Source organism: Luteimonas sp. MJ250 (assembly GCF_039548455.1).
Lineage (GTDB): Bacteria > Pseudomonadota > Gammaproteobacteria > Xanthomonadales > Xanthomonadaceae > Luteimonas.
On sequence record NZ_JBCLVB010000010.1, the window covers coordinates 521900 to 547640 of the forward strand.

A 25741-nucleotide genomic window follows, 5' to 3' on the forward strand; every position below is an offset into this window, starting at 1 on the left:
CTGATCCGGGCAAAATTCGTGGCCAAAAAGCTGTTCAGCCAGGCAAGGCCCGCGCAATGACCTCGCCATGGTCAATGCCGACCGGCAGCGTTCCCAAGGCCAGACCATGCACGCCATCCAAGCGGCTGCGGCAGAATGTTTCAGCCACCGGGCTACCGGCGCGCAGCAGCACGGAGGCCTGCAGCGCCAGCGCAAGGCGTTCGACCAGCATCCTTGATCCCGCTTCATCCGCGGCCGAGAGCAGGTCTTCCAGATTCGCGGCCACGGCGTCGAGCGCGGGATGCATCCCGCGCGCGGCTGCGATCTCGGCGCGCAGCGCAGCCGCAGTCTCCGGCTCCCGGCCCAGCGCGCGCAGAACATCGAGACACTGGATATTGCCGCTGCCTTCCCAGATGGAGTTCAGCGGCGCCTGCCGGTACAGCCGTGGCAGCAGCGATTCCTCGACGTAGCCCGCGCCGCCCAGGCACTCCTGCGCCTCGTTCACCACCGCGGGCGCGCGGCGGCAGATCCAGTACTTGCCGATGGCGGTGGCGATGCGGGCGAACGCAGCTTCGGCGGGATCGTGCGCGGCGGCGTCGACCGCGCGCGCCACGCGCATCGACAGCGCCAGCGCCGCTTCCGCTTCGATCGCGATGTCGGCCAGCACGTTGCGCATCAGCGGCTGGTCGGCGAGCCGCTTGCCGAACGCGCTGCGATGGTGGCAGTGGTGCAGTGCCTGCGCCAGCGCCATGCGCATGCAGCCGGCCGAGCCCAGCATGCAGTCCAGCCGCGTCAGCATCACCATCTGCAGGATGGTCGCCACGCCGCGGCCCTCGTCGCCGACCCGCCAGGCCAGCGCGCCCTGGAACTCGACTTCGCTGGAGGCATTCGACCAGTCGCCGAGCTTGTCCTTCAGGCGCATCAGGGTGAAGGCGTTGCGGTCGCCATCGGGCAGCCGGCGCGGCATCAGCAGGCAGCTCAGGCCGCCGGGCGCCTGCGCCAGCACCAGGAAGCCGTCGGACATCGGCGCCGACATGAACCATTTGTGGCCGACCAGGGTGTAGGCATCGCCGCCGGCGCGGGTGGCGGTGGTTGCGTTGGCGCGCACGTCGCTGCCGCCCTGCTTCTCGGTCATGCCCATGCCAAGCGTGACACCGGGTTTGTCGCCGATCGCCACGTCGCGGGCGTCGTAGCGGCAGGCGGCGACCTTGTCCGCCCACTCGCGCAGCGCGGGTGCCTGGCGCAGCACCGGCATCGCGGCGTGGGTCATCGTCAACGGACAGCTGCTGCCGGGTTCGGCCTGGTAGTGCAGGTAGGTCAGCGCCGCGCGCGCGACGTGTGCGCCGGGTTCCGGCCGCGCCCAGGACAGACCGGCGACGCCGTGCGCGATCGCGGTCTCCATCACGCGGTGGTACGAGGGGTGGAACTCGACGCGGTCGATGCGGTGCCCGGTGGCGTCGTGCATGCGCAGGCGCGGGCGGTCGCGATGGGCGTCGTGCGACAGCGCCAGCAGCTCGCCGCCGGCGAGCGCGCCGTAAGTGGCAACCTCATCGGTGAACGCCTGGCCACCTTCGCGGGCCAGCGCCTCGCGCAGTGCGGCATCATCCTGCCAAAGGTCGCGCGACGCGAACGCCGGCGGCTGGTTGACGACCGTGTGCGTCTGGAATGGCTTCATCGCCTGGCTCCCGGCGGGTCCATCGCGAACGGTAGCACCCTGTGGGATCTGCGACGCTGCGGCGCTACCAGTCCGTCGGCCGGTAATCCTTCAGGAACTGGCCCCAGACGTGTTCACCGGTGTTGAGGCCGGCGATGATCGGGTCGACGATGCGGGCGGCACCATCGACGATGTCCAGCGGCGGGTGGAAGCGCTCCTCGATGGTCTTGCGTGCCGCGATCTCCACCGGATCCTCGTCGGTCACCCAGCCGGTGTCGACCGAGTTCATGTGGATGCCGTCGCCGTGGTAATCGGCGGCCGAGGTGCGCGTCATCATGTTGAGCGCGGCCTTGGCCATGTTGGTGTGCGGGTGCCGGGTGGTCTTGAAGTTGCGGTAGAACTGCCCCTCCACCGCCGAGACGTTGACGATGTGGCGGTCGCGCGTGGGCGGCGAACCATCCGGCGTGCGCAGCATCAGCGGCTTCAGGCGCGCGTTGATCAGGAACGGCGCGATGGCGTTGACCAGCTGCACTTCCAGCAGCTCCACCGACGGCACCTCGTCCATCTGCAGGCGCCATGAGTTGCGCCCGCGCAGGTCGACCTGCTGCAGGTCCTGGTCCAGGCGGCCTTCGGGGAACAGGTGCGACTGGCCCAGCAGTTCCTCGGCCAGCAGCGGCACCTGGGACAGCTCGGCGGCGCGGGTCAGGCCGGCGGCGGCCTCGTGGCGCAGGTCGCGGCCGGCCAGCGCCGTGGCAGCCCCCTCGGGCAGCAGCGCGTCGGCGCGCAGGCCTTCGTAGCGGCCAAGCAGCTTGCGCAGATGCCCGGGTGCCTCGTGCAGCGCCGCGGTCTCGGCGGCCATCATGTGGGTGTAGAAGCCCGGCGGGCGGCGCACGGTCTGGCAGGCGTTGTTGATGATGAAATCGAGGCGGTCGTGGGTCGCCAGCAGCTCGCTGCAGAAGGCCTCCACGCTGGGCGTGTGGCGCAGGTCCAGCCCGAAGATCTCGAGGCGGTCGTGCCAGTCGGCGAAGTCCGGCTCCTCCGCGTAGCGCGCCGCGGAATCGCGCGGAAAGCGCGTGGTCACGATCAGCCGCGCGCCGCAGCGCAGCAGCTTCAGCCCTGCCTGGTAGCCGATCTTGACCCGGCCGCCGGTCAGCAGCGCCACCCGGCCGGTCAGGTCCGTGAGCTCGGTGCGCTTGGCGAAGTTGAAGTCGGCGCACTCCGGGCACAGCTGGTCGTAGAAATGGTGGATGCGCGAATACTTCTGCTTGCAGACGTAGCAGTGCTGCGGCTCAAGGGTCTCGTGGTGCGGCGGCACGTCGGCATCGAGATCGCGCGGGGTGAAGTCCGCCGGCGGGAAATAGTTGGGCGTCGTGAACACCGGCTGGCGGCGCAGGGCGCGGATGCCGGTGGCATCGAGCAGGGCGTCGTCGTGGGCGTTCTTGGCTTCCACCCGGCTGCGTTTGGCCTGTTTGCGGCGCTGGCGGCGCGCCACGGCATCCACCGGCGCGCCGAGCGCGGCGACCGCGCGGTGCAGGCGCTCGCGGGTGGCATCGTCCAGCGCGTCGAGCAGCGCATGGTCCGCGGCGACGGTTTCAAGGGTGTCGGTGGCCAGCTTCAGCCGCGCCTCGATGGAATCGGCGGGCAGCTGCGGGCGGGCGTCAGAAGCGCCCGTGGGGTTCGTGGTCATGCGCATAGTTTGCGGGCTGGGCGGCACACGGCGCCACTGCGGGCCTGCGACTATCCTGTGCGCCCCATACCGGACCACCGCCATGCACATTCCCGACAGCGAATTCGACCCCGACGACAACTACGCCAGCGGCTTCGCACCCGACATGGAGGTCGATGAGGACGCCGGTACCGAGGTGCTGGTCTGGCAGCTGCTGCTGCTCATCAACCCGGACGACGAAGAAACCGCCCTGCAGCAGTTCGGGGCCTGGCAGGACGCCACCGCCGACGCCGGCGAGGACGAATTCGAGCCGGCCTGGGTGCTGAAGGACATCATCGACTGGAAGTCGGGCTTCCAGGTGCACGACGACGATGCCGCCGCCTTCGTGGAAAGCATCAACGAGCTGGTGGCGCGCTGGAACCTGCAGCTGGACTGGGACGTGGAGGACGCGAGCGATGCCGAATTCCTGGCCAGCGCCAACGTCCCGGACCTGCTGCACGTGGCCTACGACGCGCTGCGTGCCTACGGCTACACGCTGTGGGTGTGGGAGACGGGGACCGAAACCACCGCGGGGTGGATCGCGCTGAGCCGCGACGACGAAGCGATGCGGGCTATCGCGCCGGCGCTGGGGATCGAAGTGCGGCCTGGCGGCTTGGCGTAGGCGGGGCGACGGGCGCGCGGACGCGTGAACCGCGGCGCGGCAGGCGCGCTCCGGGAGGTCCCGCCCGGCTCGGCGCTGCGCTGGAGTTGCTCGGGTCGCAGTCGCGGGACTTGCCCGGCATGAAAAAAGGGCCCCGGAAAACACTCCGGGGCCCTGGAACAGGAAAATACTGTCGCGATGCCTCTTATGCGACAGGCGCCACCCCTGCCGCCTGTGCGCCCTTCGGGCCCTGGGTGACTTCATAGCTGACGCGCTGGCCTTCCTGCAGGCTGCGGAAGCCTTCGGAAGAGATCGCCGAATAGTGCACGAACACGTCCGAGCTGCCGTCTTCGGGAGCGATGAAGCCGAAACCCTTGGCGTCGTTGAACCACTTCACTGTGCCGTATTGCATGACTCGTCCTACCTTGTCTGGTTGCGATTGCGCATGCCCACCTGCAAGGGACCGGACACGCGCGTCCCGAGTATGCAAAGCCCGGCGCCGCGGTGCAAATCAGCCCGCGAGCAGCGCCTCGACCAGTGCTGGCAGTCCCGAGGACGCCGCGGTGACGTTGGCAAGAACGTCATCAAGCGTGATCACCTCGTCCATCTGCGGTCCCGCACCCGCCGCCCAGTTGGCAACGATGGCCAGGCTCGCGTACTCCAGGCCCAGTTCGCGCGCCAGCCCGGCCTCGGGCATGCCGGTCATGCCGACCAGGTCGCAGCCGTCGCGACGCATGCGCGTGATCTCGGCGCGGGTCTCCAGGCGCGGCCCCTGGGTGGCGCCGTAGCACCCGCCATCGACCAGCGCGACACCGGCACGTGCGGCAGCGGCCAGCACGTCGCGCCGCAGCGATGGCGTATAGGGATCGCCCATGTCCACGTGCAGCACCTCGGTGCCGGGCTCCTCGCAGAAGGTCGAGATGCGACCCCAGGTGTAGTCGATCAGCTGGTCGGGACAGGCGAGCACGCGCGGGCCGAAGGCCTCGGTGATGCCGCCCACGGTGTTGAGCGCCAGCACCCGGTGCGCGCCCAGCGCATGCAGCGCGGAGAGGTTGGCGCGGTAGTTGACCTGGTGCGGGGGCACGGAATGGCCCTCGCCGTGGCGGGCCAGGAACGCGACCTGGTGGCCTGCGATGCGGCCGATCCGCACCGGTCCCGACAGCGCGCCGTAGCGGGTGGGCGGCTGGTGCGATTCCACGTCTTCGAGGCCGGCGAGCCGGTACAGCCCGGTGCCGCCGATCACGGCCAGGGCGATCGGCTCATCGGCGAATTCCGGCGCGTTGGCTTCGGGCGACATGTCCGTCTCCTGCTGGTGCGCGCTCAGTCGGCCAGCGCGTAGATGGCGGGCAGGTTGCGGCCCTGCTCGTTGTAATCCATGCCGTAGCCGAAGACATACCGGTCCGGGACCTCCACTCCCGACCAGTCGGCGCAGACGCCGTCGACGCAGCGGTCGTGGACCTTGGTGGCGAGCACCGCGACGCGGATGTCGGCGGCGCCTTCGTCCTCGCACCAGCGGGTCACCGACTTCAGGGTGTGGCCTTCGTCGAGGATGTCGTCGACCAGGATCACGCGGCGGCCACGCATCGGCGTTGCCGGACGGTGCAGCCAGGCCAGGCGCGAGCCGCTGGTGCTGCCGCGATAGCGCGTGGCGTGCAGGTAGTCGAATTCGAGGTCCAGGCCGCGCTCACCCAGGGCGAACGCCAGCTGCGTCGCGAACGGCATGCCGCCGTTCATGATGGTCACGAACAGCGGCGGGCGCTCGTCATCGGCGTACTCGGTCCCGATGGCATCGGCCATGTCCTCGATGGCGTCCTCGAGCACGTCGCGATCGTGGATCAGCTCGGCGTCCAGCATGACCTCGGCCAGTCCCGGCGCGTTCATGCCGCCACCCCGCCGCCCTGGCGCGCGGCTGCGCTGCCATGGCGCGAGTCCGCCAGCAGGCCGTCCCAGCCCAAGGCGCCGCGGCCGACAAGACCGGCAAGCGCCATCGTGTTGAGGCTGCGGCCTTCGACCGCAGCCAGCGATTCCTCCACCAGTTCCGGATGGCAGACCAGCACCACGTCGCAGCCGGCGTCCAGGTGCGCGTCGACGCGCGACTTGATGCCGCCGACGCCGTGCGCCGCGGCCATGCCGATGTCGTCGGAGAAAACCACGCCGCGGAAGCCCATTTCGCGGCGCAGGATGTCGTTGATCCACAGCGGCGAGTAGCCGGCGGGCTCCGGCGCCACCTGCGGATAGACCACGTGCGCAAGCATCACCGCGTCGGCACCGGCGTCGATCCCGGCGACGAAGGGCACCAGGTCGTGGGCGCGGATCACGTCCAGCGGGCGGTCGTCGACGGCGTCGTCGAAGTGGGTGTCCTCGCGCACCGAGCCGTGGCCGGGGAAGTGCTTGAGCGTGGCGGCCATGCCGGCCTCGTGCATGCCTTCGACGTAGGCACGGGTAAAGGCGGCAACCACCTGCGGATCGTCGGAGAAGGCACGGTCGCCGATGGCGAGGTTGCCGCGCCCGAGATCGACCACCGGGGCGAAGCTGAGGTCCACGCCCGAGGCACGGATTTCGCTGGCCATCAGCCAGGCGTGTTCGCGGGCGCGCTGCAGCGCGGCCACGGGGTCGCGTGCGTAGTCGCGGCCGAAGGTATCCAGCGGCGGCAGCGCGCTGTAGCCCTCGCGGAAGCGCTGCACCCGGCCGCCTTCCTGGTCGACGCAGATGAGCTGCGGCCGCGGCGCGGCCTCGCGGATTGCGGCGGAGAGTTCGGCCACCTGCGCGCGCGAGGCGAAGTTGCGGGTGAACAGGATCACGCCGGCGCAGGCATCGTGCTGCAGCCAGTCGTGCTCCTGCGCGGTCAATCCGGTACCGGCGATGCCGATGACAAGCATGGTGGTTCTCCTCAGGCGGCCGGCCCCGCGCGTTCCGCATCGCTCCACAGCGAGTACGGCCGCGCGGCCAGTGCCAGATTGTAGTAGCGGGGGCAGTCGGTGGCCTCGACGCCAAGCCACGGCGGGTGTTCGAAGGCCTCGCCGGCGGATTCGAGTTCGATCTCGGCCACGACCAGGCCGGCGTTGTCACCGAGAAACTCGTCGACTTCCCACAGATGGTCGCCGTGGCGCACCAGGTGGCGGTGCTTCTCCACCAGGCCACCGACGCACAGCGCGAGCAGCTCGCGGGCTTCGCTCACGGGCAGCGGGTATTCGAACTCCTGCCGGGAGTGGCCGAGCTCCCGCGACTTGATGTTGAGGAATGCTCCATCGCCCTCGAGCCGCACGCGCACCGAAGCGCGCTGCCGCCCTTCGTCCATCGACGACTGGTCGTTGAGGTAACCCTGGGCCATGGGTATCACCGCGTGAGCCGCATCGCGCCAACCCTCACCGGTCACCATGAATTTCCGTTCGATCTCGATGCCCATGAACCTTCACAACCTTCTGTAGGAGCAGCCATTGCCGCGACCTGCCTTTGCAGGAGCAGCTATCGCTGCGATCGCGGCCAGACAGCTTATCGCGGCTATAGCCGCTCCCACAGGTGAAGGTGAGGAATTATCGCGGCTATGGCCGTTCCCGCAGGTGGGGGCGAGGCTGTTCGCAGCTATAGCTGCTCCTGTAGGGGGTGGGCGCGAGCTGGCGGGTCGAAGACGGCGATGGATTCGACGTGGGCGGTGTGCGGGAACATGTCCATGACGCCGGCGGCGCGCAGCTGCCAGCCGCGTTCGTTGACGAGGTAACCGGCGTCGCGTGCCAGCGATCCGGGATGGCAGCTGACGTATACGATCCGCTTCAGGCCCTCCAGCGGCAGCTGCTGCAGCACTTCCAGCGCGCCGGCGCGGGCCGGGTCGAGCAGCAGCCTGTCGAAGCCGGCCTTCATCCAGGGCTGCTCCCGCAGGTCGGTGGTCAGGTCGGCCATGTGGAAATGCACGTGCGCCATGCCGTTGCGCGCTGCATTGCCGCGCGCGCGCTCGACCAGCCCGGCGTCGCCCTCCACGCCCACGACCTCGTCGGCGACCCGCCCCAGCGGCAGGCTGAAGTTGCCCAGCCCGCAGAACAGGTCGAGCACGCGCTCGCCCGGCTGCACGTCGAGCAGTTCGAGCGCATGCGCGATCATCGACTCGTTGAGCGCGGCGTTGACCTGGACGAAGTCCAGCGGCTGGAAGTCGAGCTCGACGTCCCACGGGGCGAGACGGAACGACAGCCTCGGATTTTCCGGCCACAGCGGCACCACGGTGTCGAGCCCGCCCGGCTGCAGGTACACGGCGAAATCATGTTCCTGCGCAAACGCCGCCAGCGCCGAACGGTCACGCTCGCCGAGCGGCTCAAGGTGGCGGAACACCAGCGCGGTGGCCCCGTCGCCGGCCGCGAACTCGATCTGCGGGATCGCGCTGCGCGCGTCCATGCCGTCGACCAGGGCGGCGAGCGCACCGAGGCGGCTGCCGAGCTGCGGAACCAGGGTGTGGCATTCGCTCAGTTCGGCGACAAAGCGCGCATCGCGCTCGCGGAAGCCGACCAGGGTCCTGTCCTTCTTCTCCACGCGCCGCACCGAGAACCGCCCCTTCCGGCGATAGCCCCAGGGGCTCGCGGTGAGCGGCGGCAGCGTCGTCTCAGGCCGCACCTGCCCGATGTGCTCGAAGTCCGCGGCCAGCATCCGCGCCTTGGTGGCGATCTGCTGGTCCCCGGCCATGTGCTGAAGGCTGCAGGCGCCGCAGGTGCCGAAGTGCGGGCATTGCGGCTCCACGCGTTCGGGCGCGGCCAGCAGCACCTCCACGACTTCGGCCTCGTCGAAGCGTCGCGCGCGACGCGTCTGCACCGCCAGCACCCGCTCGCCGGCCAGCGTGCCGGCGATATGCACGGGCTTGCCGGCGTGCGGATGTCCTTCGGGCCGGCGGGCAATGCCGCGGCCGTCGGCGCCAAGTTCGAGGATGTCGGCCTCGAACGGAGTCCTGTCAATGCGTGCCAATGAAAAATACCCGGAACAGTTTATCGAACCGCCATTCTGACCCTGCAGGCGCGGCTGGAGCCGCGACCGCTGTTGTGGGAGCGGCTACTTCTGGCGCCAGGAGCCGCCCTGCTGATACCACCAGCCAGAGCGCGCGCTCGCTACCCACTGCTTCGCGAACACATCGCGGATCTGCGACTCCCATTCGGGATGGCCGTTGGCCACGGCGATCTCGCGATAGACAGCGTTGCGGTCGCGGTTGTCGTCGGCCACCGCGGCGTTCACCGCCACGCGGTCCTTGAGCGGCAGCCTGGCCGCGTCACGCACCACCAGCAGGCCGTCGCTGCCGAAGCCGAGCGCGCCGCTGTCGAAGTGCGGGCGCAGGGTCGATGTGAAGCGCGATTCCATCCGCTGCTGGATCGCCTGGATCGCCGGGGTGCGGATGCTGATGTCCGGCGCCTGTGCGTGCGCCGGCGCGATGCCCAGCAGCATCCACGGGTCGAAGGCCACCCGGCGCGGCCCGTCGGCCGGAAGCAGGGCCATGCCGCCCGCGCCGTCTCCGGGAACGTCATTGCCCGAAGCGTCGTTCGCGGGGCCCTCGCTCTCCGGAACGGCCGGCGTCGCGCCTTCGTCCCCGATCACCTTCTCCACGAACTCGCGCGCGGCTTCGCGCGCCTCGGCCGCGGGAAAATACACGTTGATGGTGACGCAGGCGGTGAGCACCAGCGCAGCGGCGATTGGCAAAGTGTACGAACGCATGCAGTCCTCCTGGGACGGGTCAATCGAACACCGGCGAGACCTCGCCGGAACCTGCTGCGGCCAGGCGTTCGACCAGGGTTTCCCAGTCGACGCTCCGGTTGAAGCCAACGATGTCCAGCCGCGGCAGCCCGGACCCTTCGACGATAACAAACCCGCTGCCGCGCGGCTGCAGGCCGGCCATCGTGCAGACGCCGTTCACCAGCCGGCACGACAGGCCGATGCGGCGGTAGCCGAAGTCGTCGAACAGCGCCAGGAGCTGGCCCTGCAGGCTGGCGGTGAACGAGGCATCGCCGACGCTGGAGATGTCCTGCACCGCGCGCTGGCTGATCCGCTGGCGGACGCCGCGGCGCGGCTCGGTGTGCAGCTCGGCATCGAAGGCCACCGGCTCCCAGTCGACCAGGCGCAGGCCCTCGACCTGGCCGTGCAGCCGCCCGCTGATGCCGCCGACTTCGAACACGCCGGTCAGCGCCTGCAGGTCCAGGCCGTCGAAGCCGATGTCGGCCAGCAGTGTGGGCGCGACGCCGAAGGGCCGCTCCATCGCCAGCGAAGACACCCGCACTTCACCGTCGAACGCATGCATGACCAGGCCGCCATCGAAATCCAGGCGCTCGCCGACATAGCGCACGCCCGGAATGCTGCCCGACAGCGTGCCCGGGAACGCCGGCAGGCCGAGGGCCGGCATCAGCCGCGCCATGTCCAGGGTTTCGACCGAGAGTGCTCCTTCGATCAACAACGGTCCGCGCGGCCCGGGCGGGCGCACGCGCAGCGCCGACACCGAGAGCCGCCCGTCGAGCAGCGGGATGTCGGCAGCCTCGCTCAGATGCAGTTCTCCGCCGCTGCTCCGCCACGGCAACCGCGCCGCGCCGAGCGCGATCGCACCGAGTGCGCCGCTTCGCCACTGCAGCTCGCTCTGCGCGCTGCCCTCGGATACCAGGTGGACGCGACCATCGAGGCCGTCGAAGCGGAAGCGATCAGCGGGCGCGGCAAGGCCGAGTGCACGCGGCCGCAGGTCGAAGGTCGACAGCACGCTGTCGCGCAGCGCCAGGTCGATATCCAGGGCACCCGACATCGCCAGCCCGCCGAGGCCGGCGACGCCAAGCCAGCCCGAGAGATAGCGCTCCGGCAGCAGCGAGACGTCGGCGCTGCGCAGCGACAGCGCAAGATCGCGCAGGCCGCCTTCGCCCAGGAACGCACTGCCGCCGACCTCGAGCACTCCCGGGTCACTGGCAGAAAATTCCGTCAGCGCCCAGCCGTCGCGTGCGCCCTGCAAACGCGCGTGCAGCGGCAACGGTGCGCCGGGGAGCACGAAATACCCGCTGCCCAGCAGCAGCTCGCCACCGCGCAGTTCACCATCGAGCGCCAGCAGCGGGCCATCATCGAGCGCCAGCCAGTCGAAGTCGAGGCCGGCGGCAAGCCCGGCACCGGCAACGCGGCCGCCAGTGCTGTCGAAGGCGGCGTCGGCAAGCGCCAGCCGACCCTGCAGCCGCAGCGGCCCCGCGTCGGGAACGCGCAGCTGCAGGCTGCCGTCGATGCGGCCCTCGCCAAGATGGACCTCGCTCCACGCCTGCGCCGCCAGTGCCTGTGCCCATGCCACCGGAACACGCGCAAGGTCGATGGCGAACAGGTCGGGTTCCGCCTCCGTGCGCAGCAGCGCCAGGCGTGCGCCGCCGGCACCGGAGAGCGCGGCCTGGATATCGCCACGCGGCAGTGCCAGCGCCAGTCGCAGCGGCGCGCCCCGTCCCTGGCGGACTTCGCCCTCGCAGCGCCAGCCTTCGTCGCCATCGCGGCGCAGCGGGCAGCGCCAGGACAGCGCGTGGAAGCGATAGCCGAGATCGGGGGCCACAGCGCGCCCGGCGCTGATGCGCAGGTCGCCGCTGTCCGCCCCCGCCGGCCAGTCCAGCCGCACTTCCACGTCGTGCAGGGTCGCGACCGGCGTCGACACCTCGGCCACGCGCGCGGTCAGCGTGCGCGCCTCGGCGCCGCCGGCGTGCAGGAGCGCGAACAATCCAAGCAGGGGTAAGATCCAGGCTGACATGGCTGTCAGATTAGCGACAGGAGTGCACGCCTTGATGAAGCCCCGCATCCTGCTGGTCGAGGACGACCCCACCACCGCCGCCTTCCTGGCGGCCGCCACGGAAGCGCTGCCCGCCAGCGTGGATATCGTCGCAACCCGCGCGGCCGCCCGCGCCCAGGCCAGCAACATCGCCTACGCGCTCTGGCTGGTAGATGCCCACCTGCCCGACGGCGATGGAGCCAGCCTTCTGGCCGACCTGCGGGCGCTGGGCCTGGCTACGCCCGCGATCGCACACACCGCCGCGCGCGAAGGCGATGTCCACCAGTACCTGCACCAGGCGGGATTCGATGCGGTGCTGGTCAAGCCCCTGGCCGCGGCCGCGCTGCGCGCCGCGATTGCCGGAACCCTGGCGGGCCGGACGCCGTCGCGCATCGCCGAGCCCGCACCCGGGGTCGCGGAACACGCGGCCGCACATGGTCCCGCGGAATCGGCATGGGACGACGCCGCGGCGCTGCGCGCACTCAACGGCGAACGTGCGCACGTCGATGCCCTGCGCCAGCTGTTCCTGGCCGAACTGCCGACCGTCCATCGCCTGGTCATGGCCGCGGGGCAGTCCGGCGGCCAGGCGAAGATGCAGGACGCCCTGCATCGCCTGCGCGCGAGCTGCGGATTCGTCGGCGCGGCGCGGCTGGAGCAGGCGGTGATCGCACTCCAGCGCGAGCCGACCTCGGCCGGGGCGCTCGCGCACTTCGACGCCGCGGCTCAGGAACTCTCACCGCCGCCCTGACGCAGGGGCGTCGCGGTCATCCGGCCGAGTTCCCCCAGCAACTGCCACGAGGACAGGGGCCGTCCGCCGAGATGCGACTGCAGCACTTCGCGCATCACCCGGCGCAGGCCGCCCAGGTCCTCTGCCGGCGGCGCGCTGTCGGCGGCCAGCGCCAGCAGTGCGCGTCCGGTGGCGCTACGCGCGCGATCGCCGCCGCCGCGATCGCCATGCATCCGCAGCGGTCCCTGCTCCGCGTCCAGCCGATAGCGCGCGGCCGGATCCACCCGGCTGCCGTCGCCCTCGTGCGCGTAGTCCATGCCAACGCCGAGCGCATCCAGCAGGTCGCGTTCGAAGCGGCGCAGGGTCCAGGCCAAGGGCTCGCCGGCGCCCAGGCGTGCGCGCAGCTCGCCGTAGGTGGCGTAGAGCTCGGGCTGGGGGTCCTGGCGCGGGGCCAGGCGCAGGATCAGTTCGTTGGCGTAGAAGCCGGACAGCATCGCGTCGCCCTGCAGCCGCGGCGCGGCGTCCAGCGCCTCGGCCGTGGTCAGCTGGGCGAGTTCGCCGCGGAGAAGCGCGTCGAAGCGGATGTGCTGCATCGGCTGCAGCGCCGCGCGCAGCGCCTGACGCTTCGGCCCACGCACGCCGCGCGCGACCAGTCCGATGCGCCCGTGCTCCGCGCACAGGACCTCGACCAGCAGGCTGGTTTCCCGCCAGGACCTGGCGTGGAGGACATAGGCGGGCTCACCAAGGATTCGCATCCCGCCATTGTAGGTTCCGGCCTTTGTGGGAGCAGCCATAGCTGCACCTACAGGGGCGGGAGTGGCTAGTCGCCGTAGCCCAGGGTGCGCAGGGCGGCTTCGTCGTCGGACCAGCCGGCGCGTACGCGGACGAAGGTCTCGAGGAAGACCTTGGAATCGAACAGGCGCTCCATCGACAGCCGCGCCTTGGTGCCGATTTCGCGCAGGCGCATGCCGCCCTTGCCGATCACGATGGCCTTCTGGCCGTCGCGCTCCACCCAGATGACGGCGCCAATGCGGACCAGCGGGCCCGACTTCGAGGTCTCCTCGGTGAAGGACTCGATCTCGACCGTGGTCGAATACGGGAGCTCGGCGCCAAGCTGGCGCATCAGCTGCTCACGCAGCAGTTCGCCGGCCAGGAAGCGCTGGCTCTTGTCGGTGATCGCATCCTCCTCGTAGGCGGGCTCGCCTTCGGGCACCAGCTTCAACAGCTCGGCCACCAGCACATCCAGGCCGGTGCGCTTCAGCGCGGACACCGGATGCACGCCGGCGAATTCGCGGCCCTCGGTGGCCTTCTGCAGGTAGGGCAGCAGGCTGGCCTTGTCCTTGATGCGGTCGACCTGGTTGACCACCAGCACCACCGGCACGTTGGCCTCGCGCAGGGCCTCGTAGGCCAGGCCGTCTTCATCGTCCCAGCGGCCGGCCTCGACCACCAGCACGGCCGCGTCCACGCCTTCCACGGCGCCGCGCGCGGCACGGTTCATCATCCGGTGCATGGCTGTCGCCGACTGCCTGCGCTCGCCGCGGTGGATGCCGGGTGTATCGACCAGCTGCAGCTGGCCGCCGGGGAACGTGGCGATGCCGAGCAGCCGGTGGCGCGTGGTCTGCGGGCGGTTGGAGACGATGCTGACCTTGGCGCCCACCAGCGCGTTGACCAGGGTCGACTTGCCGACATTGGGCCGGCCGACGATGGCGATCGCGCCGCTGCGGCTGGGGGCTTGGGTGTTCATGGCTTTGCTGGTTCCAATTGGGCGAGCACCGCGGACGCGGCCTCCTGTTCTGCGGCGCGGCGGGAGCTGCCGCTGCCTTCGGCGCCGGTCGGGGGATCGCTGAGCTGGCAGCGGACCAGGAAGATCCGCGCGTGCTCCTCGCCACCTTCCGTCAGCAGTTCATAGCTCGGCAACGGACGTTGCCGCGCCTGCAGCCATTCCTGCAGCCGGGTCTTGGGGTCCTTGCCGATGCCGCCGGCCGGGAGGCCGTCGATCTCGGGTTCGAACCAGGGCAGCACGGCGGCGCAGCAGGCGTCGAAGCCGGCGTCGAGGTAGATCGCGCCGACCACGGCTTCGAGCGCGTCGGAGAGGATCGAGTCGCGGCGATGCCCGCCAGACTTCATCTCGCCCGGGCCCAGCGTGATGCGGCCGCCGAGTTCAAGCGTGCGCGCGATCCGCGCCAGCGACGACTCGCGCACCATCTCGGCGCGGGCGCGCGTCATCGCGCCTTCGTCGGCCCTGGGCCAGCGCAGGTACAGCGCCTCGGCCACGATCAACCCGACCAGGGCGTCGCCGAGGAACTCCAGGCGTTCGTTATGCGGTGCGCCGGCGCTGCGGTGGGTCAGCGCCTGCGCCAGGAGCGCGGGATCGCGGAACACGTGTCCCGCGATGCGCGCGGGGGCATCAATCGACCGCACCGGCCCTGGTCAGCATCTGCGTGGACTCGAACTTGCCGACCACGTCCAGGTTTCCGATCAGCTCCTTGCGGACCTCGTACTTGACGTCCATCTGCCAGCCGGCGCCCACGCGCTTGAGCTTGACGTGCTCCGGCTTCACGTTCTCCGAGTAGCTGATGTACAGCCGGCGGAAGAACAGGTCCTGGATCTTGCGCGGGTCGGTATTGGCGATGCCCGGCTCGTTGGCCAGGCCCTTCATCGCCGAGCGCACGCTGTAGTATTCCGAATACATCGGGAACAGCTTCATGCCGACGTAGGCGAACAGGCCCACGACCGCCAGCACGATGATGAATCCGAGCAGGGTGATGCCGCGTTGTGAATTCCTCATTGCCCCTCTCCCCTTGGTCCGCGATGCCTTGATTGTCGCGCCGGCCGGTGCCGCCGTGGTCACAGGCGGGTGCCGATGCGCTTGAAGTCGACGCCACCGGCGGCGCTGTCGAAGTTCATCCATACCAGGAACGCCTTGCCGCGCAGCTGCGCCTCCGGCAACGTGCCCCAGAAGCGGCTGTCGTCGCTTCTATCACGATTGTCGCCCATCACGAAATATTCGCCCGCGGGCACGGTCCATTCCCCCACGCCATGGTTGGCGAACATCGGGCTCTCGATCTCCAGCACTTCGTGCGGACCGGTGCCCAGGTCCTCGACCAGCAGGGTCGCGCCGGTCATTTCCTCGCCCCGGCCCTTGCCGACGTACTCGCCAACCGGCTGGTAGGCCGCCGGCTCGCCGTTCACGTACAGGACGTTGTCGGTATACGCGATCCGGTCACCGGGCAGGCCGACCACGCGCTTGATCCAGTCCTGGTCCGGGTGCGCAGGCGGGCGGAACACGACCACGTCGCCGCGCTCGGGCAGGCCGATCTCGACCACCTTTTTGTTGTTGACCGGCAGGCGCAGGCCGTAGGCGAACTTGTTGACCAGGATGAAGTCGCCGATCAGCAGCGTCGGCATCATCGAGCTGGAAGGAATGCGGAACGGCTCGGCGATGAAGCTGCGCAGCACCAGCACCACCAGCAGGATCGGGAAAAAGGCGCGCGCGTAGTCGACGACCACCGGTTCCTTGCCCTCGTCCAGAAGGCCTGCACGCGCGTTGCGCGCCTTGGCGAACAACAGCCGGTCAAGCAGCCAGATGATGCCGGAGGCGAAGGTCAGGATGACCAGCCCGAGTTCGAACCATTTCATCATGCGCGCACCTCGCCCGTGGCACGCCCGTTGGCCGCCATCACTTGTTGTCCACCTGGAGCACCGCGAGGAAGGCTTCCTGCGGGATCTCGACGCGCCCGACCTGCTTCATGCGCTTCTTGCCTTCCTTCTGCTTTTCCAGGAGCTTCTTCTTGCGGCTGATATCGCCACCGTAGCATTTGGCCAGCACGTTCTTGCGCAGCGCCTTGACCGAGCTGCGGGCGATGATCTGCGAGCCGATGGCGGCCTGGATCGCGACGTCGAACTGCTGCCGCGGGATCAGGTCCTTCATGCGGTCGGTCAGGTCGCGGCCGCGGCGGTCGGCGTGGCTGCGGTGGACGATGATCGACAGCGCGTCGACCTTGTCGCCGTTGATCAGCGTGTCCACGCGCACGAAGGGGCCGGCGTCGAAGCGCACGAAGTGGTAATCCAGCGAAGCGTAGCCGCGGCTGACCGACTTCAGGCGGTCGAAGAAATCCAGCACCACTTCCGCCATCGGCAGCTCGTAGCTGATCTGCACCTGGCTGCCGAGGTAGTTGATGCCGACCTGGCTGCCGCGCTTCTCTTCGCACAGGGTGATCACGTTGCCGACGTAATCCGGCGGCGTGAGGATGTTGGCGCGGATGATCGGCTCGCGCACTTCCTCGATCTTGTTGGACGGCGGCAGCTTGGCCGGATTGTCGAGCGACATGACCTCGCCGTCGGTCATCAGCACTTCGTAGACCACGGTCGGCGCGGTGCTGATGAGGTTGAGGTCGTACTCGCGCTCGAGCCGCTCCTGCACGATCTCCATGTGCAGCATGCCGAGGAAGCCGCAGCGGAAGCCGAAGCCCATGGCCTCGGAACTCTCCGGTTCGAAGCGCAGCGCGGCGTCGTTGAGGCGCAGCTTCTCCAGCGCCTCGCGCAGGTCGGGATAGTCGTCGGCGTCGACCGGGAACAGGCCGGAGAACACCCGCGGCTGCATCTCCTGAAAGCCGGGCAGCGGGTGCGGCGCCGGATCGTTGGCGAGCGTGAGCGTGTCGCCGACCGGCGCGCCGTGCACGTCCTTGATCGACGCGTTGATCCAGCCCACCTCGCCCGCGCGAAGCGCCGCGGTTTCCTTGCGCTTGGGGGTGAACACCCCGACCTTGTCGACCTGGTGGGTGCGGCCTGTGGACATGACCAGCATCTTGGCGCCGGCCTTGATCTCGCCCTGCATCACCCGCACCAGCGAGACCACGCCCAGGTAGTTGTCGAACCAGGAGTCGATGATCAGCGCCTGCAGCTTTTCGGTGTCGCGCGGCACGGGCGGCGGGATGCGGTGGACGATCGCTTCCAGCACCTCCTCCACGTTCAAGCCGGTCTTGGCGCTGACCGCCACCGCGTCGGTGGCGTCAATGCCGATGACCGCTTCGATCTCGGCCTTGGCGCGCTCGATGTCGGCAGTGGGCAGGTCGATTTTGTTGAGCACCGGGATCACTTCCAGGCCCTGCTCGACCGCGGTGTAGCAGTTGGCGACCGACTGCGCCTCGACGCCCTGGGCGGCATCGACCACCAGCAGCGCGCCCTCGCAGGCGGCCAGCGAGCGGCTGACTTCATAGCTGAAGTCGACGTGGCCGGGGGTGTCGATGAAGTTGAGGTGGTAGGTCTCGCCGTTGCGGGCCGTGTACGGCACCGACACCGACTGCGCCTTGATGGTGATCCCGCGCTCGCGCTCGATCGGGTTGTTGTCGAGCACCTGCGCTTCCATCTCGCGCGCGGTGAGGCCACCGCAGAGCTGGATGATGCGGTCGGCCAGCGTCGACTTGCCGTGGTCGACGTGGGCGATGATGGAGAAGTTGCGGATGTTCCGCATCGGATCGGGGGGCATGGGCGGCAGTCTGGTGGCCCACGTCGGGCCGGATCGTCGAACGGGATATTGTCGCACAGCCGCTGCGAGCCACCGCGGCCCGTGCAGGGCACGCCATAGCCGCGAGCACTGCCATGGGGATCCCCGGAAGCTGCAATCGCGGCTATGGCCGCTCCCACGATGTGGCGGTGGCCGCTCCCGCGGGGGGCGATGACATTGCGGCCATGCGCCCTCCACAGTGGCCGGGTTCCGCCCCCGTGGGAGCCGCTATACCGGCGATGGGTTTGCGACCATGGCGGCAAAGCATCGCGGCCATGGCCGCTCCCACGGGAGTCGTGGCGACCCTTAGCCCGCGCTCTCGCGGGGCGTCACCGCGATGAACTGCGTCCCGCCGCTGCGGTTGCGGACCAGCAGCATGACGGTTTCTCCGGCCTTGACCTTGCCCAGCTCGCGGTCGAGCGCGGCCGGGGTGGCCACGTTCACGCGGCCGACCTGCAGGATCACGTCACCCGGCTGGATGCCGGCGCTGCGCGCAGCGAGTCCTTCGACGCGGGCCACGGCCACGCCCTCGTCCGGCTTGAGGTCCAGCCGGCGGCGCTGCTCGGCGTTCAGTTCGCTGCCGACCAGGCCCAGGGGATTGCTCTGCTGCGCCGCCGGCGGCCGCGCCGCCGGACGGGAACCCGCCCCCGCGATGCCTTCGTCAAGCTCGCCCAGGGTCACGGTGATGTCGCGGGTGCGCCCTTCGCGCCAGATCTTGACCCGGACCTTGCTGCCCGGTGGCTTGGCGCCGATCATCGGCGGCACGTCGCTCGACTGGTTGACGGGGACGCCGTCGACCTCGCGGATCACGTCGCCGCGCTCGATGCCGGCCTTCTCGGCCGCGCCGCCCTGGATCACGTCGGCGACCAGCGCGCCGCGGATGTCGGGCAGGTCGAGGCCCTTGGCGTCGTCGGGCCGGATCTCCTGCACCTGCACGCCCATCTGGCCGCGGCGCACCAGGCCGGTGTCCTTGAGCTGCTCGGCCACGTTCATCACCACGTCGATCGGGATCGCGAAGCTGACGCCCATGTAGCCGCCGGAGTTGGAGAAGATCTGCGAGTTGATGCCGATCACCTCGCCGCTGGTATTGAGCAGCGGGCCGCCGGAATTGCCGCGGTTGATCGCGACGTCGGTCTGGATGAAAGGCACGTAGCGCTGGTTGGAATAGCGGTTGGCGCGGCCGACGGCGCTGACGATGCCGGCGGTGACCGACTGGTCGAAGCCGAACGGCGAACCGATCGCCACCGCCCACTGCCCCGGCTTGACGCTGTTGGCGTCACCGGCGCGCAGGAAGGGCAGGTCCTTGGCGTCGATTTTCAGCACGGCAACGTCGGACTGCTCGTCGCTGCCGACCACCTCGGCGCTGAATCCGCGGCGGTCGGGCAGCGTCACCCGGACATCGCTCGCGCCATCGACCACGTGGTGGTTGGTGATCACATAGCCGTCGCCGGAGATCAGGAAGCCGCTGCCCATCGACACGCCGCCACGGCCGGCGCCGGGATCCTGCGGTGCGCCCGGGAACGGCGTGCCGGGACCGAAGAAACGGCGGAAGAACTCCGGCATGTCATCGGGCATCGCCTGCGCCTGGCGGCTGCCGCGGGCATCGATGGTGACTTCGATGTTGACCACCGCCGGGGCGACGCGGTCGACCAGGCGGGTGAAATCCGGCAGGCCGGTGACCAGCGGCGCCGATGGCGGCGCGGACACTGCAGCCGGAGCCGGAGCCTGGCCCTGTGACTGCGCGGTGGCGGCCGGGATCACGACCGCGGCGGTACCGGCGGCGGTCAGGGCGACCAGGGCCAGGGCATAGACAGGGGTTTTCATCGGGGATCGGCCTCGACTTGGTGATCGGGAAGTTGAACGCCTGAAGCAGGCGGCGTCTCCAGCCGCGGCTGGAACGGCGCGAAATTGTCGGCCTGCTGAAGCCCGTAGCCGGCCGCGAACGGCTGCATGGCCGACAGACCGGGCAGCGTGGCCCGAGGCCAGGGCCGCGTGGCCGCGGCAGGCAGGGCGCCAAACAGGGCGTCGCCACTCGGAGTGGTCGAAGGCACTGCGGCCAGCACAGGCAGCCCGGCATCCACGGCCGGCTGCGGTGCCTGTCGGACCTCCAGCGCGGGTGCCAGCGGCGCCACGGGCAGCCGTGGTGCCGTTGCCACCGCCCGGACCGGGGCGCCGGCGGCAGCCTGCGAGCGGCGCATCGCGGCGCGCTGCGCCTGGCTGCGGGTGCTCCCGCGCTCGCCGGCACGACGGGGAACCTCGGCCACGGCGACCGCCAGCGGCGCGGCGGCAGCCAGCAGGCCCGATGCGCCATCCGTCGCGGATGCGGGCTGCGCGGGATCCTCGACGACACCGCCGGCTTCCGCGGTCTGCGCGAGCGGAGCCGCTGCGCCGATGTTTTCGACAAGCGACGGCGCGGACATCGACGTACTGGAGGCCGTGGCCAGCTCCGGTACCTGGGTGTCGGGCATCTGCCGGGCCATGAACAAGGCCACCAGCGCGACCGAAGCGGCCAGCGCGCCGCCGCCCCAGCGCAGCAGGCGCGGCGGGCGCGGCCGCGCGTTCGCGGCCGCGGGCGCAGCCACTGCAGCCGCGGGCGCGGCAATGGCAGCCGCCACCCGCTTGGAGAAATCCGCCGGCAGCAGGGCGTGGCCGCGGCCGCGCAGTACGTCGCCGCTGACCTGCCAGCGCTCCCAGCACGCGGCCAGCTCGCCGTCGTGCTGGAGGCGGCGCAGCATGAAGCGCGCCTGGTCGGGTGACAGCTCGCCGTCCAGCATCGCCGACAGCTGCCGGCGGTTGTGGGCATAGAGCTTGTCCGGCGGCGCCGGTTCGAAATCGATGTTGTCGTAGTCGTGGGTCATCAGTGTGCTCATCGCGCCGCGCGTGCGGGCGCGGATCCGGTATCCATCAGGGGTTCGAGCTCGATGTCGATCGCCTCGCGGGCGCGGAAGATGCGGGAGCGGACGGTACCGATGGGGCAATCCATCCGCGTGGCGATCTCTTCATAGCTCAGGCCTTCGACTTCGCGCAGGGTAATCGCCGTGCGCAACTCCTCGGGCAGTGCTTGGACCGCGCGCAGCACCGTTTGTTCCATCTGCTGGCGCATCAGCTCGCGCTCCGGCGTGTCGTTGTCGCGCAGGGCGGTGGCGGAGTCGAAGTGCTCGGCGTCGCCAACCTCGATGTCATCGGTCGGCGGACGGCGACTGTGCGCGACCAGGTGGTTCTTGGCGGTGTTGACCGCGATCCGGTGCAGCCAGGTAGAGAACTGCGAGTCGCCGCGAAAGCTGCCGATCGCGCGATAGGCGCGGATGAAGGTTTCCTGTGCGATGTCCTGGCACTCGCTCCAGTCGCGCACGTAACGCCCCACCACGGCGGCCACGCGATGCTGGTACTTGCGCACCAGCAGGTCGAACGCCGCCATGTCGCCGTCCTGGACGCGGCGGACAAGGTCCTGGTCGAGCTGCGGATTGTCGATTTCAGCCATCGGCCGGTGCTCTCCTCGGGACCGGCCCTGGGGACCGGATATGACCTTCACGCAGGGCAAAAGTTCCCTGCTGCAGGATCATCTGGGGTCGCGTTCAGCCGCGTGCAAGCCGGATGCCCCGACGCGGGCCATTTGACGCCGGTGAAACAGACTCTGGATCATAGGCAATTCCCCCGTACCCGCACGGATGGTTCCGCATGATTCCTGGCCTCGATGGTCTGCGCTTCAGCCACTGGCAGGCGGAGCAGCGCACAGACGGCGTTGTCCTGCTCACGTTCGACCGTTTGGGCGAGTCGGTGAACACCTTCGCCCAGGATGTCCTGGTCGAACTCGACGCCCTGCTCGAGCGGCTGGCGCTCGACCCGCCGAAAGCACTGGTGCTGCGCTCGGGGAAGGCGAAGGGCTTCATCGCCGGGGCGGACATCCGCGAGTTCGCCGAGTTCGACGCCAAGGGCACCATCGGCGATTCCATCCGTCGCGGCCAGCAGGCCTTCCAGCGCCTGGCCGAACTGCCCTGCCCCACCGTGGCCGCGATCCACGGCTTCTGCATGGGCGGCGGTACCGAGATCGCGCTGGCCTGCCGCTACCGCGTGGCCAGCAACGACCCTTCCACGCGCATCGGCCTGCCCGAAGTGAAGCTGGGCATCTATCCCGGCTGGGGCGGCAGCGTGCGCCTGCCGCGCCTGGTGGGCACGCCGGCTGCGATGGACATGATGCTGACCGGACGCACGCTGTCGGCATCGGCGGCGAAGAACATCGGCCTGGTCGACCAGGTGGTGGAGCCGGCGCAGCTGGTGGACGCCGCGGCCGAGCTCGCGCTCAAGGGCGTGGTGCGCCCGCTCAAGCAGCGCTTCACCGGCTGGCTGACCAACCTCGGACCGGTGCGGCAGCTGATGGCGCCGATGCTGGTCAAGCAGGTCGCTGGCAAGGCCCGCAAGGAACACTACCCCGCGCCCTACGCGCTGATCGAGACCTGGCGGCGCACGGGCGGCGGCATCCAGAACCGTTTGGCCGCCGAGCGCAAATCGGTGGTGAAACTGGCGGGCACGCCGACCGCGCGCAACCTGACGCGGGTGTTCTTCCTGCAGGAGCGGTTGAAGGCGCTTGGCGGAAAGGACAGCGGCATCCAGCGCGTGCACGTGGTCGGCGCCGGCGTGATGGGCGGCGACATCGCCGCGTGGGCGGCGCTGAAAGGCTTCGATGTCACGCTGCAGGATCGCGAGCAGGGCTATATCGATACGGCGCTGGCGCGTGCGCAGGAGCTGTTCGCGAAGAAGGTCAAGGTCGATGCGAAGCGGCCGGAGGTCGCGGCGCGACTGAAGTCCGACCTGGCGGGCGACGGCGTGGCCGGCGCGGATCTGGTGATCGAGGCGATCATCGAACAGCCGGAGGCCAAGCGCGCGCTGTACGCGGGCGTGGAGCCGAAGCTCAAGGCCGACGCCCTGCTCACCACCAACACCTCGTCGATCCAGCTGGACGAACTGCGCACCGGTCTCGCGCGCCCGGCGCATTTCGCGGGCCTGCACTACTTCAACCCGGTGGCGCTGATGCCGCTGGTGGAGATCGTGCGCCACGATGCGATGGACGCCGACACCGAGCGCCGCCTGGCCGCCTTCTGCAAGGCGATCGACAAGCTGCCGGTACCGGTGGCCGGCACGCCGGGCTTCCTGGTCAACCGCCTGCTGTTCCCGTACATGCTCGAGGCTGCAACCGCATATTCGGAAGGCATCCCGGGCGCGGTGATCGACAGGGCGGCGGTGAAGTTCGGCATGCCGATGGGTCCGATCGAACTGATCGACACCGTGGGCCTGGACGTGGCCGCCGGCGTCGGCGCGGAGCTCGCGCCCTTCCTCGGCCTGCCGATCCCGGCATCGCTGGCGACGCCGCCCGGGATGGGCAAGCGCGGCAAGAAGGACGGCCAGGGCCTGTATGCCTGGGAAAACGGCAAGGCGAAGAAGCCGGACGTGCCGAAGGACTACAAGGTGCCGGCCGACCTTGAGGATCGCCTGATCCTGCCGCTGGTCAACGAAGCGGTGGCGGCCCTGCACGATGGCGTGGTGGCCGATGGCGACCTGCTGGATGCGGGCGTGATATTCGGCACCGGCTTCGCACCCTTCCGCGGCGGCCCGATCCAGTACGTGCGCGAATCCGGTGCCGACGCGCTGCTGCTGCGGTTGAAGGCGCTGCAGGCGGCGCACGGCAACCGGTTCGCGCCGCGGCCGGGCTGGGATTCGCCGGCCCTGAGGCGCTGACAGCAACGACCGTTTTTGTAGGAGCAGCTGTCGCTGCGCCTACATGGTGTGCGTGGGCTTCTCGGCGGTGAGGCTGCCGGCGAGCAGGGTTTCGATCTTGCCCTTCACGTTCTCGCCTTCGGCGGTGTCGGCGAACTGCACGCCGATGCCGGCGGTGCGGTTGCCCTGGGCGCCGGGCGGAGTCACCCAGACCACCTTGCCCGCGGCCGGCAGGCGCTCGCTGGATTCCGGCAGGGTCAGCAGCACGAAGACCTCGTCGCCGATGAAATAGCGCCGCGTGGTCGGCACGAAGATGCCGCCGTGCTTGAGATAGGGCATGTAGGCCGCGTACAGCTGGGCCTTGTCCTTGACTGCCAGTGACAGGATGCCCTGCCGCGCGCCGCCGCCGGTTGCACTCATCGCGTAACTCCCCTTGCCTTGTCGCCCGCCGCGTCGCGCCATGCGAGCAGCAGGTCCACCACCGCGAGATCGGCGCGGACCGTGCTGCGCAGCAGTTCGCGGGTGCGATTGGCGGCGTCGAACCAGGCCGCCAGCTTCCGGATTCCCGCGGGATCGGTCAAGCCGGCGGCGTGGTCGCGCGACAGGTCGGCGGCGTGCAGCAGCCGCTGCATCGCAGATTCGTCCGTGGTCCAGGCTTTGGCGACCTCCAGCGGCGAGGCCGTGTTGGATGCGACCTTGGCCAGGTCCGCGGCGACCTCGCGACGCAGCGCCATGCCGCCGTCACGCAGCCAGGCGTCGGCCAGGCCGGGATGGCCGCGCGCCGCGCCAAGGGCTTCGGTCGCGACTGCAGGCGCATGGCCCTGCGCCTGCAGCCAGGCCGCGGCCTCGTCGACCGGCGGCAGGCGGAACTGGAGCCGCTGGCAGCGGCTGCGGATGGTCGCCGGCAGGCGCGCCGGGTTGGCGCTCAGCAGCCACAGGTAGCGCCCGGGTACCGGCTCTTCCAGGGTCTTGAGCAGGGCGTTGGCAGCGGCGCCGTTCATGTCGTCGGCGGGATCGATGATGGCGACCTTCGCACTGCCGTACTGCGGCGTGGTGTTCAGGCGCACCGAGAGCTCGCGCACCTGGTCGACCGGGATCACCGCCATCTGCCGCGGCGGCGACGGCGTGTGGCGCCAGGCGTGGCCGACGAAGATCGCATCAGGGTGCCCCGGGTGCCCCCAGGGCTGCGACAGCGAGCCGTCGGGACGGTGCTCCAGCGGATCCTTCTGCGAGCGCGAGCGGTACAGCACGCAGGGGCGGCACTGGCCGCAGGGCCGCGCCGTGCCATCCGTCGCCTGGCACAGCACGCGCGCGGCGAGGCGTTCGGCGACCGCGCGCTTGCCGAGCATGGCCGGACCGGTGAACAGCAGCGCGTGGCCCATGCGTCCGCCATCGAGCGCGGCGGCGGCGTGGTCGTACACCCGCTGCTGCCAGGGCGCGAGCGGCGCGTCGAAGCTCATGCCCCGCTCCGCGATGCGCGCAGCGCGGCAAGCGCCGCCGCGACCACGTCGTCCACCGGGCGCGAAGCGTCGACCACGCGGAAACGCCGGGGCTCGGCCGCGGCGCGCGCGAGGAAGGTCGCGCGCACGCGCTCGAAGAACGCGTCACGCTCGCGCTCGATGCGGTCGGGCTGCGGGTCACGGTTGCGGATGCGCGCGCGACCCTGGGCCACGTCGATATCGAGCAGCAGCGTCAGTCCGGGGCGGACGCCGACCACGCGGCGTTCGAGGTCGGCGATGAAGTCCGGATCCAGGCCGCGACCGCCGCCCTGGTAGGCATAGCTGGAATCGGTGAAACGGTCGCACAGCACCCAGGCACCGCGCGCAAGCGCCGGCTGCACGGTGGCGCGCACGTGCTGCGCGCGCGCGGCGAACATCAGCAGCAGCTCGGTCTCCGCGGCCACGGCCTCGTCACCGGGATGCAGCAGCAGGCTGCGGATCTTTTCCGCCAGCGGCGTGCCGCCGGGTTCGCGCGTGACCACCACTTCGCCGCCGTCGGCCATGAGCGCGTCACGCAGCGCGGCCAGCACCGTGGTCTTGCCGGCGCCCTCGCCGCCTTCCAGCGACACCAGGCGCGGATGCATGGGCAGCGCGCGCATCGACAGTCCGCTCATCGACAGCCC

24 protein-coding genes and 1 pseudogene are annotated in these 25741 nt (G+C 70.1%); 3 read left to right on the forward strand and 22 right to left on the reverse strand.

From position 1 onward, the window contains the following. Positions 1-34 precede the first annotated feature (34 nt). A complete protein-coding gene (locus tag WCE37_RS06005) occupies positions 35-1654 on the reverse strand; it encodes an acyl-CoA dehydrogenase family protein (RefSeq protein ID WP_343278557.1) in 1620 nt (539 codons plus the stop codon). Positions 1655-1718: 64 nt separating this feature from the next. Then, positions 1719-3320, reverse strand: a complete 1602-nt coding sequence (locus WCE37_RS06010; protein ID WP_343278558.1) for an SDR family oxidoreductase — start codon at positions 3318-3320, stop codon at positions 1719-1721. Between the two features lie 82 nt (positions 3321-3402). Between WCE37_RS06010 and WCE37_RS06015 the strand changes: the two genes are divergently transcribed. After that, a complete protein-coding gene (locus tag WCE37_RS06015) occupies positions 3403-3960 on the forward strand; it encodes a hypothetical protein (protein ID WP_343278559.1) in 558 nt (185 codons plus the stop codon). Positions 3961-4144: 184 nt separating this feature from the next. Here WCE37_RS06015 and WCE37_RS06020 read toward each other — a convergent pair whose 3' ends face one another. The 8 genes from WCE37_RS06020 to WCE37_RS06055 all read right to left on the reverse strand — a co-directional run bounded on the left by WCE37_RS06020 (position 4145) and on the right by WCE37_RS06055 (position 11656). After that, positions 4145-4351 carry a cold-shock protein gene (locus WCE37_RS06020; RefSeq protein ID WP_343255997.1) on the reverse strand — a complete coding sequence of 69 codons (207 nt, stop codon included), beginning with the start codon at positions 4349-4351 and terminating at the stop codon, positions 4145-4147. Positions 4352-4450: 99 nt separating this feature from the next. Next, entirely contained in the window at positions 4451-5236 is a 786-nt protein-coding gene (locus WCE37_RS06025; protein WP_343278560.1) for an S-methyl-5'-thioinosine phosphorylase, read from the reverse strand. A 23-nt stretch (positions 5237-5259) separates the two neighbouring features. Then, positions 5260-5820 (reverse strand): hypoxanthine-guanine phosphoribosyltransferase, encoded by a 561-nt coding sequence (locus WCE37_RS06030; protein WP_343278561.1) that lies wholly within the window; start codon positions 5818-5820, stop codon positions 5260-5262. Next, complete coding sequence (gene nagZ, locus WCE37_RS06035; RefSeq protein WP_343278562.1) at positions 5817-6818, reverse strand: beta-N-acetylhexosaminidase; 1002 nt, start codon at positions 6816-6818, stop codon at positions 5817-5819. The genes WCE37_RS06030 and nagZ overlap by 4 nt, the downstream gene beginning before the upstream one ends. Before the next feature lie 11 nt (positions 6819-6829). Further along, a complete protein-coding gene (locus tag WCE37_RS06040; RefSeq protein WP_343278563.1) occupies positions 6830-7345 on the reverse strand; it encodes a CYTH domain-containing protein in 516 nt (171 codons plus the stop codon). 176 nt (positions 7346-7521) lie between these two features. Beyond that, complete coding sequence (gene rlmD, locus WCE37_RS06045; RefSeq protein WP_343278564.1) at positions 7522-8883, reverse strand: 23S rRNA (uracil(1939)-C(5))-methyltransferase RlmD; 1362 nt, start codon at positions 8881-8883, stop codon at positions 7522-7524. 84 nt (positions 8884-8967) lie between these two features. Next, the gene (locus WCE37_RS06050; RefSeq protein WP_343278565.1) at positions 8968-9621 is read right to left on the reverse strand and encodes a YdbL family protein; all 654 of its coding nucleotides are present in this window, start codon (positions 9619-9621) and stop codon (positions 8968-8970) included. Positions 9622-9640: 19 nt separating this feature from the next. Next, positions 9641-11656, reverse strand: a complete 2016-nt coding sequence (locus WCE37_RS06055) for a hypothetical protein (RefSeq protein ID WP_343278566.1) — start codon at positions 11654-11656, stop codon at positions 9641-9643. 34 nt (positions 11657-11690) lie between these two features. Between WCE37_RS06055 and WCE37_RS06060 the strand changes: the two genes are divergently transcribed. Beyond that, on the forward strand, positions 11691-12422 hold the full coding sequence (locus WCE37_RS06060) for a response regulator (RefSeq protein WP_343278567.1): 732 nt from the start codon (positions 11691-11693) through the stop codon (positions 12420-12422). On the opposite strand, the gene recO is transcribed toward WCE37_RS06060, so the two are convergent. The 9 genes and pseudogenes from recO to rpoE form a co-directional block, all read right to left on the reverse strand. Then, complete coding sequence (recO, locus tag WCE37_RS06065; RefSeq protein ID WP_343278568.1) at positions 12398-13156, reverse strand: DNA repair protein RecO; 759 nt, start codon at positions 13154-13156, stop codon at positions 12398-12400. The genes WCE37_RS06060 and recO overlap by 25 nt on opposite strands. Before the next feature lie 65 nt (positions 13157-13221). Further along, a complete protein-coding gene (era, locus tag WCE37_RS06070; protein WP_343278569.1) occupies positions 13222-14145 on the reverse strand; it encodes a GTPase Era in 924 nt (307 codons plus the stop codon). Further along, positions 14142-14822, reverse strand: a complete 681-nt coding sequence (gene rnc / locus WCE37_RS06075) for a ribonuclease III (RefSeq protein ID WP_343278570.1) — start codon at positions 14820-14822, stop codon at positions 14142-14144. The genes era and rnc overlap by 4 nt, the downstream gene beginning before the upstream one ends. Beyond that, complete coding sequence (locus WCE37_RS06080) at positions 14809-15189, reverse strand: DUF4845 domain-containing protein (RefSeq protein ID WP_343255986.1); 381 nt, start codon at positions 15187-15189, stop codon at positions 14809-14811. Before WCE37_RS06080 ends, rnc begins: the two co-directional genes overlap by 14 nt. A gap of 59 nt (positions 15190-15248) precedes the next feature. Further along, entirely contained in the window at positions 15249-16040 is a 792-nt protein-coding gene (gene lepB / locus WCE37_RS06085) for a signal peptidase I (RefSeq protein ID WP_343278571.1), read from the reverse strand. 40 nt (positions 16041-16080) lie between these two features. Further along, positions 16081-17874, reverse strand: coding sequence for a translation elongation factor 4 (gene lepA / locus WCE37_RS06090; RefSeq protein ID WP_343278670.1), 1794 nt, complete (start codon positions 17872-17874; stop codon positions 16081-16083). Between the two features lie 339 nt (positions 17875-18213). After that, a complete protein-coding gene (locus WCE37_RS06095; protein ID WP_343278572.1) occupies positions 18214-19731 on the reverse strand; it encodes a DegQ family serine endoprotease in 1518 nt (505 codons plus the stop codon). 632 nt (positions 19732-20363) lie between these two features. Then, positions 20364-20765 (reverse strand): annotated as a pseudogene (locus WCE37_RS06100) (sigma-E factor negative regulatory protein); the annotation flags it as partial. A gap of 8 nt (positions 20766-20773) precedes the next feature. After that, entirely contained in the window at positions 20774-21388 is a 615-nt protein-coding gene (gene rpoE / locus WCE37_RS06105; RefSeq protein WP_343278573.1) for an RNA polymerase sigma factor RpoE, read from the reverse strand. A gap of 197 nt (positions 21389-21585) precedes the next feature. Here rpoE and WCE37_RS06110 point away from each other — a divergent pair, with 197 nt between their 5' ends. Beyond that, positions 21586-23640, forward strand: a complete 2055-nt coding sequence (locus tag WCE37_RS06110; RefSeq protein WP_343278575.1) for a 3-hydroxyacyl-CoA dehydrogenase NAD-binding domain-containing protein — start codon at positions 21586-21588, stop codon at positions 23638-23640. 39 nt (positions 23641-23679) lie between these two features. Here WCE37_RS06110 and WCE37_RS06115 read toward each other — a convergent pair whose 3' ends face one another. From WCE37_RS06115 to tmk, 3 genes are read right to left on the reverse strand one after another with little or no spacing between them, the layout of a single operon-like run. Further along, the gene (locus WCE37_RS06115; RefSeq protein ID WP_343255981.1) at positions 23680-24039 is read right to left on the reverse strand and encodes a PilZ domain-containing protein; all 360 of its coding nucleotides are present in this window, start codon (positions 24037-24039) and stop codon (positions 23680-23682) included. Next, positions 24036-25079, reverse strand: a complete 1044-nt coding sequence (locus tag WCE37_RS06120) for a DNA polymerase III subunit delta' (protein ID WP_343278576.1) — start codon at positions 25077-25079, stop codon at positions 24036-24038. Before WCE37_RS06120 ends, WCE37_RS06115 begins: the two co-directional genes overlap by 4 nt. Further along, positions 25076-25732 (reverse strand): dTMP kinase, encoded by a 657-nt coding sequence (tmk, locus tag WCE37_RS06125; protein WP_343278577.1) that lies wholly within the window; start codon positions 25730-25732, stop codon positions 25076-25078. The genes WCE37_RS06120 and tmk overlap by 4 nt, the downstream gene beginning before the upstream one ends. Positions 25733-25741 lie beyond the last annotated feature (9 nt).

Excerpts from the sequence above, each read along its gene's own strand:
- WCE37_RS06005 (WP_343278557.1), bottom strand. The coding sequence starts at position 1,654 with ATGAAGCCATTCCAGACGCACACGGTCGTCAACCAGCCGCCGGCGTTC.
- WCE37_RS06010 (WP_343278558.1), bottom strand. The coding sequence starts at position 3,320 with ATGACCACGAACCCCACGGGCGCTTCTGACGCCCGCCCGCAGCTGCCC.
- WCE37_RS06015 (WP_343278559.1), top strand. The coding sequence starts at position 3,403 with ATGCACATTCCCGACAGCGAATTCGACCCCGACGACAACTACGCCAGC.
- WCE37_RS06020 (WP_343255997.1), bottom strand. The coding sequence starts at position 4,351 with ATGCAATACGGCACAGTGAAGTGGTTCAACGACGCCAAGGGTTTCGGC.
- WCE37_RS06025 (WP_343278560.1), bottom strand. The coding sequence starts at position 5,236 with ATGTCGCCCGAAGCCAACGCGCCGGAATTCGCCGATGAGCCGATCGCC.
- WCE37_RS06030 (WP_343278561.1), bottom strand. The coding sequence starts at position 5,820 with ATGAACGCGCCGGGACTGGCCGAGGTCATGCTGGACGCCGAGCTGATC.
- nagZ (WP_343278562.1), bottom strand. The coding sequence starts at position 6,818 with ATGCTTGTCATCGGCATCGCCGGTACCGGATTGACCGCGCAGGAGCAC.
- WCE37_RS06040 (WP_343278563.1), bottom strand. The coding sequence starts at position 7,345 with ATGGGCATCGAGATCGAACGGAAATTCATGGTGACCGGTGAGGGTTGG.
- WCE37_RS06050 (WP_343278565.1), bottom strand. The coding sequence starts at position 9,621 with ATGCGTTCGTACACTTTGCCAATCGCCGCTGCGCTGGTGCTCACCGCC.
- WCE37_RS06055 (WP_343278566.1), bottom strand. The coding sequence starts at position 11,656 with ATGTCAGCCTGGATCTTACCCCTGCTTGGATTGTTCGCGCTCCTGCAC.
- WCE37_RS06060 (WP_343278567.1), top strand. The coding sequence starts at position 11,691 with ATGAAGCCCCGCATCCTGCTGGTCGAGGACGACCCCACCACCGCCGCC.
- recO (WP_343278568.1), bottom strand. The coding sequence starts at position 13,156 with ATGCGAATCCTTGGTGAGCCCGCCTATGTCCTCCACGCCAGGTCCTGG.
- era (WP_343278569.1), bottom strand. The coding sequence starts at position 14,145 with ATGAACACCCAAGCCCCCAGCCGCAGCGGCGCGATCGCCATCGTCGGC.
- WCE37_RS06080 (WP_343255986.1), bottom strand. The coding sequence starts at position 15,189 with ATGAGGAATTCACAACGCGGCATCACCCTGCTCGGATTCATCATCGTG.
- lepB (WP_343278571.1), bottom strand. The coding sequence starts at position 16,040 with ATGAAATGGTTCGAACTCGGGCTGGTCATCCTGACCTTCGCCTCCGGC.
- lepA (WP_343278670.1), bottom strand. The coding sequence starts at position 17,874 with ATGCGGAACATCCGCAACTTCTCCATCATCGCCCACGTCGACCACGGC.
- WCE37_RS06095 (WP_343278572.1), bottom strand. The coding sequence starts at position 19,731 with ATGAAAACCCCTGTCTATGCCCTGGCCCTGGTCGCCCTGACCGCCGCC.
- rpoE (WP_343278573.1), bottom strand. The coding sequence starts at position 21,388 with ATGGCTGAAATCGACAATCCGCAGCTCGACCAGGACCTTGTCCGCCGC.
- WCE37_RS06110 (WP_343278575.1), top strand. The coding sequence starts at position 21,586 with ATGATTCCTGGCCTCGATGGTCTGCGCTTCAGCCACTGGCAGGCGGAG.
- WCE37_RS06115 (WP_343255981.1), bottom strand. The coding sequence starts at position 24,039 with ATGAGTGCAACCGGCGGCGGCGCGCGGCAGGGCATCCTGTCACTGGCA.
- WCE37_RS06120 (WP_343278576.1), bottom strand. The coding sequence starts at position 25,079 with ATGAGCTTCGACGCGCCGCTCGCGCCCTGGCAGCAGCGGGTGTACGAC.
- tmk (WP_343278577.1), bottom strand. The coding sequence starts at position 25,732 with ATGAGCGGACTGTCGATGCGCGCGCTGCCCATGCATCCGCGCCTGGTG.